The sequence below is a fragment of the Vreelandella halophila genome, assembly GCF_009856365.1.
Lineage (GTDB): Bacteria > Pseudomonadota > Gammaproteobacteria > Pseudomonadales > Oleiphilaceae > Halospina > Halospina utahensis_B.
The window spans coordinates 43,780-56,264 of sequence record NZ_WMEX01000003.1 but is presented as its reverse complement, the minus strand read 5'-3'; the positions used below and the strand labels follow the sequence as shown (position 1 = coordinate 56,264).

Annotated in this window: 10 protein-coding genes and 1 tRNA gene; 5 read left to right on the top strand and 6 right to left on the bottom strand. The window is 63.0% G+C overall.

Annotation, left to right across the window (positions count from 1 at the left end; all coding sequences use genetic code 11):
• Nucleotides 1-113: 113 nt before the first annotated feature.
• Entirely contained in the window at nucleotides 114-2,291 is a 2,178-nt protein-coding gene (locus GLW01_RS05835; protein ID WP_160898488.1) for a DNA topoisomerase III, read from the bottom strand.
• A gap of 71 nt (nucleotides 2,292-2,362) precedes the next feature.
• Here GLW01_RS05835 and GLW01_RS05830 point away from each other — a divergent pair, with 71 nt between their 5' ends.
• Nucleotides 2,363-2,680, top strand: coding sequence for a BolA family protein (locus tag GLW01_RS05830; protein WP_160898487.1), 318 nt, complete (start codon nucleotides 2,363-2,365; stop codon nucleotides 2,678-2,680).
• Between the two features lie 10 nt (nucleotides 2,681-2,690).
• A complete protein-coding gene (locus GLW01_RS05825) occupies nucleotides 2,691-3,311 on the top strand; it encodes an L-threonylcarbamoyladenylate synthase (RefSeq protein ID WP_095617796.1) in 621 nt (206 codons plus the stop codon).
• Between the two features lie 12 nt (nucleotides 3,312-3,323).
• Here GLW01_RS05825 and GLW01_RS05820 read toward each other — a convergent pair whose 3' ends face one another.
• Both GLW01_RS05820 and GLW01_RS05815 read right to left on the bottom strand, forming a co-directional pair.
• Nucleotides 3,324-3,980, bottom strand: a complete 657-nt coding sequence (locus GLW01_RS05820; RefSeq protein ID WP_095617797.1) for a hypothetical protein — start codon at nucleotides 3,978-3,980, stop codon at nucleotides 3,324-3,326.
• A gap of 78 nt (nucleotides 3,981-4,058) precedes the next feature.
• Nucleotides 4,059-4,135: transfer RNA gene (locus GLW01_RS05815), tRNA-Arg, on the bottom strand.
• A gap of 106 nt (nucleotides 4,136-4,241) precedes the next feature.
• Between GLW01_RS05815 and GLW01_RS05810 the strand changes: the two genes are divergently transcribed.
• Nucleotides 4,242-4,922, top strand: a complete 681-nt coding sequence (locus GLW01_RS05810; RefSeq protein ID WP_340162435.1) for a TIGR04283 family arsenosugar biosynthesis glycosyltransferase — start codon at nucleotides 4,242-4,244, stop codon at nucleotides 4,920-4,922.
• A gap of 27 nt (nucleotides 4,923-4,949) precedes the next feature.
• Nucleotides 4,950-5,570, top strand: a complete 621-nt coding sequence (locus GLW01_RS05805; protein ID WP_202405595.1) for a TIGR04282 family arsenosugar biosynthesis glycosyltransferase — start codon at nucleotides 4,950-4,952, stop codon at nucleotides 5,568-5,570.
• Here the strand turns inward: GLW01_RS05805 and GLW01_RS05800 are convergent.
• Complete coding sequence (locus GLW01_RS05800; RefSeq protein ID WP_160898486.1) at nucleotides 5,555-7,558, bottom strand: class I SAM-dependent methyltransferase; 2,004 nt, start codon at nucleotides 7,556-7,558, stop codon at nucleotides 5,555-5,557. The genes GLW01_RS05805 and GLW01_RS05800 overlap by 16 nt on opposite strands.
• Nucleotides 7,559-7,594: 36 nt before the next feature.
• Nucleotides 7,595-9,673 carry a flagellin gene (locus GLW01_RS05795; RefSeq protein ID WP_160898485.1) on the bottom strand — a complete coding sequence of 693 codons (2,079 nt, stop codon included), beginning with the start codon at nucleotides 9,671-9,673 and terminating at the stop codon, nucleotides 7,595-7,597.
• 301 nt (nucleotides 9,674-9,974) lie between these two features.
• On the opposite strand from GLW01_RS05795, the gene GLW01_RS05790 reads away from it, so the two are divergent.
• Nucleotides 9,975-11,102, top strand: a complete 1,128-nt coding sequence (locus GLW01_RS05790; protein ID WP_160898484.1) for an HD-GYP domain-containing protein — start codon at nucleotides 9,975-9,977, stop codon at nucleotides 11,100-11,102.
• A gap of 6 nt (nucleotides 11,103-11,108) precedes the next feature.
• Here the strand turns inward: GLW01_RS05790 and GLW01_RS05785 are convergent, their stop codons facing one another.
• Nucleotides 11,109-12,020, bottom strand: coding sequence for a methionyl-tRNA formyltransferase (locus GLW01_RS05785; RefSeq protein WP_160898483.1), 912 nt, complete (start codon nucleotides 12,018-12,020; stop codon nucleotides 11,109-11,111).
• Nucleotides 12,021-12,485: the final 465 nt, after the last annotated feature.

Here is a 12,485-nt window from a genome sequence, read left to right as displayed (position 1 = left end):
ATACAGCGTTCCACAGGCCGATCCTGTGGTGCAGTTGTTGAAATGTTGTAAAGGGTAACATGGATCAGTGCCACTGCTTTCTCAAGGCGTTGGCGGTATTCCCTGAAATCATGTCAAACGGCACGGGTGTCGGGTCTCCCGTCACGGTCCGGTACCGTGGTGCGGCAGCCAGGGTATCGGCTGCAGCCCCAGAAGGGGCCGTTGCGTCCATTGCGGCGGACCAGTGGCGCATAGCAATAGGGGCAGGGCACCGGCGCCTGGTCCATGCCATCCGATGTCCCTTCAGCCTGCGCCTGCGGTTCATCCTGGGGTTCCGGCTGCTCTGTGATGCGGCGCGTTCCCTTGCATCCGGGAAAGCGCGAACAGGACCAGAATTCCCCATAAGGGCCACTGCGCCGGCGCATCGGGGCCCGGCAGCGTGGGCAGTGGACACCGGTCTGTTCCGGTTCCGGTGGCGCAAAGGCGCTGCGGGCGGGTTCGATCAGGGTGCGGATGTCGCTGGTGAGCTGGGTCAGGAAGGCGTCTGTGTCCGCCTCGCCCTGGCGGATGGCTTCCAGTCGGGATTCCCAGATGGCGGTGCGGTCCGGGGTGGTCGCGTCTTCCGGCAGGCCATCGATCAGGGCACGACCCTTGCCTGTGGCATGGATGGAGCGGCCTTCACGGTACAGGAAGTCCCGGTTGAAAAGAGTCTGGATAATGGCCGCACGGGTGGCTTCCGTGCCCAGGCCGTCAGTCTCCCGCAGGGTGCGGCGCAGGGCCTCGTCTTTTACAAAGCGGGCGATGCCGGTCATGGCCGAGAGCAGTGAGGCGTCCGTGAACGGGAGAGGGGGCCGGGTGGTTTTCTCCAGGCAGCGGGCCTCGTGGCAATGGACTGGTGTGCCGGGATCCAGCCGCGGCAGGGGGGCTTTTGGCTTTTCCGCTTCCTGGCGGCGCTGAACGGGTTCCAGCCGTTTCCAGCCCGCGTACAGCAGGCCGGTCTCCCGAGCCCGGAAATGCTCGCCGGCAATGGTCGCGCTCAGGTGCCCCTCGCGGTGGATGGCGTCGTGCTCGAACTGCATCAGGTAGAAACGGGCCACCAGGTCGTAGACGGCCCGCTCGTTGGTGCTGAGCTTCTGCAGGTCCATCACCCGGCGGGTGGGAACGATGGCATGGTGGGCGCTTACTTTCCCGTCGTCCCAGGCACGGCTGCGGCGGCCGGGATCGTCCGGCACGCCCTCGGGGGCCAGGTCCGGGAGGTTGCGCTGGATGGCTTCGAGCAGTTCCTGGCGGTCCTCCCAGTGCGCTTCGGGCAGGTAGCGGCAGTCCGAGCGCGGGTAGGTGATGAGGCGGTGTTTCTCGTAGAGGGACTGGGCGGCGCTGAGCACCTGCTCGGCACCCAGCCCGTAGCGCTTGGCGGCCGTGATCTGGAGCACGGAGAGTGAGAGCGGCAGCGGTGGTGCCTCGTTGCGTTCGCGGAAGCGGGCGTCCGTGATCTCGCCATCCTGCCCGGTGACCTTCGCTTTCACGTCCTCGGCGGGTCTGCGCCGGAGCAGGCGGCCTTCCTCGTCGATATGGGCGGAATGTACTTCGCCGGGCTGCCAGCGGGCCCGGAACAGGGCGTCCGGCGTGTCCGGCGGGGCCAGGGCGGCATCCAGCTGGAACCAGGGCGTGGGCTCAAACTCCTCGATGGCCCGGTCCCGTGCGACCACCAGCCCGAGAACAGGCGTCTGGACCCGGCCCACTGAGAAGACTCCCTCCTTGCCCTGCTGCTGGTGGTGAAGGGTGTAGGCGCGGCTCAGGTTGATGCCGTAGAGCCAGTCCGCGCGCTGGCGTGCCTCCGCCGAGGCCTTGAGCGGGGCGAAGCGCTGGTTGCTGCTTTCTTCCTCAAGGGCGCGGCGCACGGCAGGAGGGTTGAGGTCGTTGATCAGCACGCGACGGACGGCGCCGCGCACACCACACCATTCCAGCACCTCATCCACCAGCAGCTGGCCTTCCCGGTCCGGGTCGCCGGCGTGGATGACCTCCTGCGCCTGAGCCGTCAGCCGTTCAAGCACCGTCAGCTGGTCGCGCACGTCCTCTTTGGGGCGGCGCTGCCAGTCCTCCGGTATCATGGGCAGCAGCTCCATGCGCCAGCGCCGCCATTCCGGGCGGTAATCACCGGGTTCAATGGGCTCCAGCAGGTGACCCACGCACCAGCTCACGTATACCCCGCCGCCACAGTCCAGGTAGCCCTGCCGGCGCTGGGGGCTGTTGGTGATGGCGGTGGCAATGGCGCGGGCCAGTGAGGGCTTTTCCGCAATATAGAGGCGCATTCGGGCTCCTGCCGGACGCTGTGCTAGACTCGACTGCGCATTGTAACGAATCCGCGGACGCCGGAGGTGGCATGTCGCTGCATTCCCAGATCGAGGCTCTCCTGACGGAGCATTTCAGCCCTGAAGTGCTTTCGGTGGAGAACGAAAGCCATCAGCACGCGGTGCCGCCCAACTCCGAGACCCACTTCAAGGTGGTGATGGTGGCGGGTGCGTTTGAGGGCAAACGCCGCGTGGGTCGCCATCAGGCCGTCTATGGCGCGCTGGATGAGCCGCTGAAACAGGGGGTCCACGCGCTCACGCTGCATCTCTACACTCCGGACGAATGGCAGTCCCGCGAGAGTGGGGCGCCTGAGTCCCCGCCCTGCATGGGCGGATCCAGAGCCGGCTGAGGAGGCGGAAATGAGCCAGTTCTTTGAGATCCATCCGGAGACCCCGCAACCCCGGCTGGTGCGCCAGGCCGTGGAGATCCTGAAAAAGGGCGGCGTGATCGCCTACCCCACGGATTCCGCCTACGCGTTCGGCTGCGCGTTGGGCGAGAAAAAAGCGGCTGAACGCATCAAGTGGCTGCGCAACCTGGACGACAAGCACAACTTCACCCTGGTGTGTAAGGACCTGTCGGACATCGGCCCCTACGCCAAGGTGGACAACGTCCAGTTCCGGCTGCTCAAGTCCCACACGCCGGGCCCCTATACCTGGATCATGGACGCCACCAGTGAGGTGCCGCGCCGGCTGCTGCATCCCAAACGCCGCCAGATCGGCATCCGCGTGCCGGATAATCGCATTGTGGAGGCGCTGGTGGCGGAGATGGGCGAACCCATCATGAGCTCAACCCTGCTGATGCCGGGTGACGAGTGGCCCATGAGTGATGCGGAGGAAATACGTGACCGCCTGGAGCACCACGTGGATCTGGTGATTGAGGGCGGTTACTGCGGGCGCGAGCCGACCACGGTTGTGGACCTGTGTGGTGACGTACCCGTGCTGCTGCGTGAGGGCAAGGGCGACGTTACGCCGTTCCAGTAGGAATGAAGCCGGTCAGGCCGGCTGGTTGAAGCGGATCTCGAAGCCGGCCGCCGGATCCTGACCCTGGCCGGATTCATCGGTCATGACCTGCTTGCGCAGTTCCTGGTAGCGGTGGGCAATGTCCTGGAGGCGGTTGTTCTCCGGGCTTTCGCTCACAAGGCTCTCCAGCATGGAATTGCCTTCCCCGTAGGCCTGGGAGATGCGTGAGACGTTCTCCAGATACTCCACCGTGGGCTGGTTGGTGCTCAGGCGGTTGAAAGCGGCCTTGAAGGCCCGGTTCTGGTTGAGGTCGTTCTCGATGCGGTCCCGGGTCTCCTGGGGAATCTGGGCTTCCATCTCGATGTCCCCCAGATTGTTGCGCCGCACCGCCATCCGGGTGCCAAGATCCACCTCCAGCTCCTGAAGCTTGGTGCCGATGGTTTCCTTCACAAAACCACTGTCCCGCGCCACAGCATTCTTGAACTCCTGCATGGGCAGATCCGCCAGGCTGACATTGCTGCCACCACGGTCTTGCAGCGTCACGCGTTCGTCGGCAATGGAGGTCGCCGTCTTGGCCGGCGCGGGCTCGCTCCCAGGGGCCTGCTGCGGTGCTTTCTGCTGCGCCCCGCTGGTCTCAGTGCCCTGAATGGCCCGGGCCCCGAAGTTCAGTGCCGCATCCAGAATACCCATGATCGGTTCACTCCTGGCAGAGGTTTGCCGGTTTTCCGTCGTTCACGGGCAGGGGTATGCAGGATTCAGGCCAGAATATGGTGCCCCCGGCAGGATTCGAACCTGCGACCTACGCCTTAGGAGGGCGTCGCTCTATCCTGCTGAGCTACAGGGGCGGAGAGGTGCGTATGGTAGCGGGCTCTGCATCCGGCATCAAATCATGTTGTTGCCGGTGGTGACCGGGCCGGCCTAGACTGCCCCTCTTTTCGTCCGTTTCCGGGGGTGAGCTTGCGGATTTCCATCATTATGCCGGTGCTCAATGAAGCCGCGGGCATCGGGGCCACACTGGCCGCGCTGCAGCCGCTCCGGGTCGCTGGCTGTGAGGTGATCCTGGCGGATGGGGGCAGTGAGGACGGTACCCACGAGGCGGCTGGCGATCGCTTCGACCGGTGGATTAGCGCTCCCCGAGGGCGTGCGAACCAGATGAACGCGGGGGCGTCAGCGGCTACCGGTGAGCTGCTGCTGTTCCTGCATGCGGACACCCGGCTCCCTGCCAATGCGCTGCAGTGGCTGGAGCGATTCGCCGCCAGTGATCGGGTCTGGGGGCGTTTTGATGTGCGCCTTTCCGGCAACCGCCCGCTGTTCCGAGTGATCGCCTGGTTCATGAACCAGCGCTCGCGGCTGACCGGCGTTGCGACCGGAGATCAGGCCATTGTCGTGCGCCGCAGCCTGTTCGAACGGGTGGGCGGGTACGAACCCATTCCGCTGATGGAGGACGTAGCGTTGAGTAAAACACTGCGGCGCTACACCCGCCCCTACTGCATTCGGGCTTCGGTAATCACGGACAGCCGTCGCTGGGAGGTGAACGGTCCCTGGCGTACCATCGTACTCATGTGGCGTCTGCGCTGGGCCTACTGGCGGGGAGTGGATCCGAAGGAGCTGGCCCGGCGCTATCGCAGCTGACATGGAGCGGAACAGGGAACAATAATAATGCAGCACCCACCTGCGTTGATGCAGTTCGCCAAATGGCCCCAGAAGGGCCAGGTCAAAACCCGCCTTGCCGCCGAGCTGGGAGAGCGCAAGGCACTGGAAGCCCATCTTGTGCTCACCGATACGGTTCTGAAGAACCTGATGGACAGCGGTTACCCGCTCACATTCTGGTGGGACCGGGAACTGACGGAGACCCCCATTGAAGCGGAAGGCATTCTCCTGCGCCTGCGCAAGGGCGGCATTCCGCAACGGGTCCAGCAGGGCGCGGGTCTCGGGGAGCGCATGGCCAACGCGCTGGACGAGGCCATTGCCCATGCCGGTGCGGGCATGATCGTGGGCAGTGACTGCCCGGCGGTCACGCCGGATTACGTGCGAAGGGCGGCGCAGACACTGGAGACGGCGGACGTGGTGATTGGCCCCTCGAACGACGGGGGCTTTGTCCTGATCGGTGCCAAGCGATCAGTGCCGGGCATGCTGGAAGGGCCGGCCTGGGGCAGTGAGCAGGCGCTGGCGCAGACCCAGGCGGCTCTCCACGAAAAAGGGCTCCAGGTGGAATGCCTGGAGCCCCTCTGGGATGTGGACGAGCCCGAGGACTGGGCGCGCTTTCAGCGCCTGCGCTGAAAGTACAGGCTCAGCCCCTGGCCGACCAGGCTCTGGGTGCCGGAACCGAACGCCTGGGCCTGGAGCTGGCGCACCACGGGCGCGGTGGCCAGATTGGCGCCGTCCGTATCCCGGGCCCGCAGAAGCTTCCAGTCCACCTCACTGCTGAGGTTGTCCATCAGCGCGTGAAGCTGGTTGCCGTCCTCCGGGAAGAACCAGCGCTTGCGGCACCCGGCCGTAGCGTAGAAATCCGGCTCGTTCAGCAGTTCCTGGTAGGCCTCATGCTGCGGGTTGTTCAGGATCATCCGGCGCAGGCGCCGCAGTGTCTCCGTGGTCGGCTGCAGTCTGTGACGCTCCATCATCCGGCGCAGTGCCACATCCACGCGGCTGGCGCCGTGCTCACCGGTGTGGATGTGCAGCAGCCCGCCGCTGCCCAGCGCCTGCTGGGCGAGCGTCTTGATGGGTGTGCCGTCATGGCCCTCTGACGGCAACTGGCGGATTTCCACCATCTGCACCTGGTTGCCGTCCTGGATGAAACGCGTGGCCAGTGAATAGGGCCAGAACACAATGTTCTGCAGGCCTTTCTCCTGTGCCAGGCGGTTGCCGTGGGCCAGGCCCGCCAGGTTCTCATCCACCGCGACCACCTCCACGTCCGTGAAGTAGTTCGCCAGTTCCATGGCGTGCTGGCCGGAGCCTGCGCCGATTACCAGAATGCGCACGGTCTCGGGCCAGGCGCTGGTGTCGATGCCCAGGCTCTGTTCCAGTTCCTGCTTGAGCGGCTGCTCATGGTGGATGCGCAGGTTATGCCAGCAGGGCCAGGCGTGGGGCAGGTCCGCGCGCGCCAGGGCCAGCTCGTCCTGCTTCTCCTGGAACTGCTGCTTGTAGGCTTCTTCATCGGCCTTGTGGTAATAGGTCTCCGCCATCAGTGGCTGCATGCCCTCCGGCCAGTCCGCCAGGGCGAGACGACCGATGTGCTGGGCATAGCTCTGGTGGAAGAGAGCGCCGTAGAGGCTGCGGATGATCAGCCCGGCGGCGACTTCCTCCGGCTGGAAGCTGTCACGCAGTTCCACCTTGAGGTTGGCATCCAGTTCCCGGATGAAGGCATCCTCTTCCTCGGAAACCACCTGGGCAAAACCGGTGCGCGTGGCGTAGCGGCTCAGCGCCATGGCCAGGCGCTGGCGGGATTCATACAGCTCGCCGGTGTCGCGGACCTCCAGCAGGAGGGCACGGCGGGCCTGGGTGATCAGTCTTTCCAGCTCGGCGTCCGCCAGCAGTGTGGTTTCCAGTGCCAGCAGCAGGAGTTCGTCCGCGCAGACCGCATCCAGCAACCAGTCGCCCGGCGCCATTTCCTGCGCGTACTGCTGGCGCAGCAGGTTGGTGACGAAGCGGCTCAGCTCCTGATGGGGCAGGCCAGGGTGGGAAAGGAGGCGGATGGCATCCTGTGCAAGGGCGCTGTCGGCCTGGTGCACGTCCAGGTGGCGAGCGCATTCGAGCATGCCGGCGTAGACGGAATCCCATTCAGCGCCGTGATCGAGCAGCGTGCGGTAATGCAGGTAGGCCTGATCGAACCGCTGTTGCTGGCGCAGGGCGTGGGCCTTACCGGCGAAGGCAGGGGCGGACTGGCGCTCATGGGTCAGGGCTTCGTCAAACAGAGCTTCGGCCTGTTCCGCCTCCTCACGCATCAGCGCAAGATAGCCCAGGTTGGCCAGAACCTGGCCGGAATCCGGAGCTGCAACCCGGGCCCGGCCCAACACCTCGCCGGCCTCCTCGAGGCGCCCCTCGTCCATGGCGACACGGCCGAGGAGGTTCAGGGCCTCCGGGTGTTCCGGCTGGGCACCGAGAACCACATCCAGGGCCTCGCGCACCTGCTGGCGGGCGTGGCCGCGCATGGCCGGCTCTGTCTCCGGGCTGTTGGCAAAACGGTAGAGCTCATTCGCCTGAAGCAGGCGACGGGCCATGGCCGCTTCCTGTTCGCGGGTTACCTGTTCCAGCTGGGTCTGCGCCTGCATGATCATCCCCTATCTCGTTGTTCAGTCGTTTTGCGGTTAACCCTGGAGCAGCTGGAGAACCTGCTGCGGTTGCTGGTTGGCCTGGCTCAGGATCGACAGGCCGGCCTGCTGCAGTGTCTGGGTACGGGCCAGTTCCGCTGTCTCCTTGGCGAAGTCCGCATCACGGATCCGGGAGTTGGCGGCCTTGAGGTTTTCGGACGCTACCTCCTGGTTTTCAATGGTCGATTCGAACCGGTTCTGTATGGCGCCCAGGCTCGCGCGCTGGCGGTTTACCTGGTTGAGGGCATTGTCGATGGCGCTCAGCGCATCGTTGGCCCCTTCGACCGTCGAGATATCCACGTCCCGCAGGAGCTGGCCGGACTCGTTGGAGCCGTAGGTGCCTACCTCAAAGCCCGCAGAGGCGTTGTTGCCGGTCAGAGTGCCGATTTCGATCTTGCCGGCGGACTGCAGCGAGATGGAGGAACGCTGGGTAACGGCTCCTCCAAAACCAAGGTCCCCTGATGTGCCCGTGTTGAAGGTAAAGTTATCAACCTGGATGTTGCGGCCATCTTCCGCTACCAGACGGAATGTATCGTTACCTCCGGAATCAGTGAACGCTTCCGCTGTGACGCCCGTCTGCCCGGATTTGGCATTGATCGCGTCGACCATGGCAGTTTGGCGCTCGGCCGGTTGCGCACCGGAGGGAATACTGACTGAGATCTCCGTGCCATTGACATCGAATGTGGCGTCTACGTTGTCCGAGATTGCGCCAGCTGTGTAGAGCGTTGGATTGGCACTGGCCGTTACGCCTGTTGCGTCTGAAGACGCATTGATGGCCGCTGCCTTGGCGATTGCGCTGGACGCGGGGGCTGTGGACGAGGATGTATCGGCTGAGGCGACGCTCTTGCCGATGGGAACCCCGTTGATGGTGATGTCGCCGCTGGCCATGTCGCTGGCCCCGACTACCTGGCCGGCTGCACCACTGTTTGTGCCGCTGAAAGTTCCGACTTGGAAGCCAGCGCGACTGATGTCGCCGTCGCTCTCAATGTTAATGTCGCTACCATCTTCGGAAATGAGGGTGTAGGTGCCGGTATAAGTCCGTGAGTCATCGGCGCTGCCGTCACCGGAGGAACCTGCCAGGCCATACTGGGCAGGCACATCGGCTGCACCATCCGTATCACTCAACGTGATGTTGCGGCCGTCCTCGGCCGTCAGGGTGATCCCGACGGACGGGTCGCCATTGAAGGTCGCCTCAACGCCCGTCTGGCCGGTGTTTTTGTTGATTTTTTCTGCGACTGAGTTCAGGAAGCCTTCAACATCGTTGCCGGTGCCGGCGGGCATGTCGATGTCCACGCCGTTGAGCGTGATTGTCGCTGTTGAGCCAGCGACGGAACCGACCGCAGAGCCGGTGACGGAGGTCTGGTTTGCAACGGCTTTGACACCGGACTGGTCTGTTCGCTCGTTGACGGCCGCTGCCTTGGCAATGGCACTGGCGCTGTTGTTGGCGAAGGATGTGTCGTCACTGCCGGCCTCGGACGAGGGCACCGAAAATCCATTGAGGACCAGGTCACCCCCTTGCATCGCTTGTGCCGAGGGAGAGGAGGTGATGCCGTCGGTCTGGGCCGCACCCAGTTCATCCGGGGTAGCGCCGGAAATGTTCACCGAGACGGTTTCCCCGCGATTCGCACCGATCTGGAAGTTGGCTCCCTCGAATGAGCCGTCCAGAAGGTTGGTGCCGTTAAAGTTGGTCTGTCTGGAAACCCGGCCGATCTCGGCCTTCAGTTCCTGCACTTCCTGATTGAGCGACTCCCGGTCCTGAGCGCTGTTGGTCGCATTGGCAGACTGCAGAGAAAGTTCCCGAATGCGCTGGAGGTTGTCCGTCATGGAGCCCAAAGCACCTTCTGCGGTCTGGGCCAGCGATACGCCATCATTGGCATTTCGAATACCAACAGCCAGGCCCTGTGTTTGGGACTCAAAGCGTGTTGAGATCGCAAGACCGGCAGCGTCATCTGCGGCACTGTTGATGCGCAGACCAGAGGACAGACGCTCCAGCGCGGTCTGGTTTGCCTCCTGGCTTCGGTCCAGATTGCGCTGTGCGTTGATGGACGCGATGTTGGTATTGATGATCTGAGGCATGGCTTTTTCCTCCGCCTTCTCTTTGCCGGTCGGGCATTGCCGGTGTCGGCACTGGTTCGATCAAAGATTGTTCTGCTGAGGCCGGTTAAGCGAAGGGTGTGCCAATTCTGGTGAATGATTTTCAGGCTTCTGTTTATAAAATAAAAAATGGATAGGGTCTGGGGCATATAGGGATGGTTCTGCGGAAGATGTGCCGGCTTTCTGGCAGGCTTTTGCCGCTTTTCCGGGGTCGCCGTGTGCGGTCTTTATGCGCTAGACTTCACGCCATTGCCTGGGAATGATGAACAAGGATTCAGTTTTGATGAGCCAGCCCGTTCAGGTTGCGCCGGATCTGCTTGAGGTGGGGCGGCCGCTGCTGTGGCCGCTTTACAGCGCCTCGGACCGACAGCTTGCTCCCCAGGGGCATGTGATCCAGACAGAGGGGGAGTGCGCGCGGTTCCGGGCGCAGGGCTATTATCATCCACCCGAGCGGCTGGAAGAGGTTCTTATCTCTGAAGCGGCGGCGGTGGACTCGCTCAACCCCATAGATCCCTTCACCGAATATGGTTTCCTGCTGGTTTCCCTTGAGCGTGCTTTGGATGCGTTGGCACGTGGCCAGAAGGACGCACGCCAGCGGCTTATGGATCTGGTTCAGCGGGTGCGCCTGGCTGGTATGAGCAACCCCGAGGCCTGTCTGGCGCTGATTCATGTGTACGCCGCCAGGCCCAGTGTCCATGAGCAGACGCTGTTCTACGCATTCCTGTGCTGGTTTGTAGGGAGCGAGCTCGGTTATGAGGAGGAGGCTCTGCAGCAGCTGGTGGCCGCAGCCTTGAGCGCCAACATCGCGCTGATGCCGTTCCAGGACCGGTTGAATGCTTCGCGCAATACACTATCCGACCAGCAGCGGGCCATCATCCGCCGGCATCCGGAGCGCAGCGCGGAGGTGCTGGCGGCCGCCGGTGTTGCGGATGAGCCGATCATCACGGCAATTCGCCAGCATCATGAGGAGTGGGATGGCTCCGGTTACCCCAACGGGCTCAGGGCGAAGGCCATCAGCCAGCCGGCGCGTATCCTGGCCATGGCTGAACGCTATGTGGCATTGATTACCCGCCGGGCTTATCGTGAGCGCTACCGTACGGACGACGCCCTGCGCTACCTTCTGGATGTGGCTCGGCAGGATCCGAATAAGGCCCACTATCGGGCGCTCTACAACACCCTGACCATCCACCCTCCCGGTGCACTCGTGCAGCTCAGGAACGGTGAGACGGCAGTGGTGGCCAAGCGGGCCCTGGGGGAGCGCCCGCTGGAGATGCTGTGTGTGGCCAATCCACAGGGGCACTTCTACCTGGATCCCATCCTGCGACGTGATGACGGCACACATTCCCTGATTGAACAGACCGTGGTGACGGAACCCCGGCCGTCGCTGGATCTGGCCCGGCTGCTTGGCTGATAAGGCCTAGCCAGCGTTCAGGGACTCCCCGCTTTCCAGGTTGAACAGCTCGGCAAAGCATTCGCCACTGAATACACCTTCGCCGGGAATTTCCAGAACCGTCATGGGCGCCAGACTATCGCCGCAGGTCAGCCATAGCCCATTTTCCACAATCAGCTCACCTGGTGATCGGTTCGGGGGCAGCTGGCTGGTTAAAGACCCAACTTCATGAACGGCAATGGTCTGCCCACGGAAGCGCGCTTGGGCAGGATGGTAGGGTGTGCAGGCGCGCACATGGTTGCGGATGGATGCTGCGGATTCATTGAAATCGATCCAGAGGTCCGCTTCCCGGAGCGACGGGTAGGTGGTGCCCTCACTCTGCTGCTCACCTTCTGGAATTGGGCCGGTGGTCAGAAGATTGTGAAGCTGTTTCATGACCTTTGGAGCCAGATCAACGAGCCGCAAAGTGAGGGTACCCTGGGTTTCAGACTCACGCAGCCGGAAGGGAAAGCGCAGAATCACAGGCCCCTGATCCATCACCGAAGTCAGGTGGTGGATGCATACCTCCGACTGAGTCAGGCCCAGTCGCAGAGGCCAGTACCAGACCGCCGCTGTGCGCACTGCGGGCAGAGGGGCTGGGTGAATGTTGAGCGCGGCTATGCTGGCCTTTTGTAGGACGGGCGCTGGAAGGCTGTGGTTGAAAATGATGGAAAGGATCAGGTCCGGTTCAAATGCATCCAATGCCTTTGGCAAAGACGGATCCTTGATGCTTTCAAACCAGTGAACCGGTAAATCAAGTCTGTTGAGGCCGTAGTGAACCAGCAAGGCCTCATCTTCGAGTGGGCAGAACAGCTCGATCTGGTGCCCGAGTTGCTGCAGGGCCCTGGCGCACTGACGGGTTAAATCGGAGTAGCCGAAGAGAGCGATGCGCGTAGTCAACTGGCAGGTCCTGGTTCGCAGTATCCCCATAGTCAAATCGGGAAGGTCAGAATGACTATGACCTCCACGTGTACAAAAACCTGTCCGATATTAGCCCGTCCGCAAAGTTGTGACTATGCTTCTCTGACCGGAAAATCAGAATCGATCAATCCCCGCCGCTGAATCCAAGTGGCATCTGGGACTTCAGTTCGGAGCCAGGAAGAAGAAAGTGGCATGACGCGGCTGCCGCTGACTATCATTGACATGTAAAACTGAACCAGCTTGCACAAGCCTTTGTGAATAAGACCCTGAAGGTCAGGGTGTGAGATAGGCCGGCTATAGTTAAGGTGGTGCAGCTACTGCCGGAGGATGGAATGGCGAAAGCGAAAGACAGAAAGGTAGCCGTGAACAAACGTTCGAAGGGAAGGGGGGGCGGCAATCACAGAGATGGTAAGGCTTACAGTCTCAAAGCGCCGCCCGCAACAG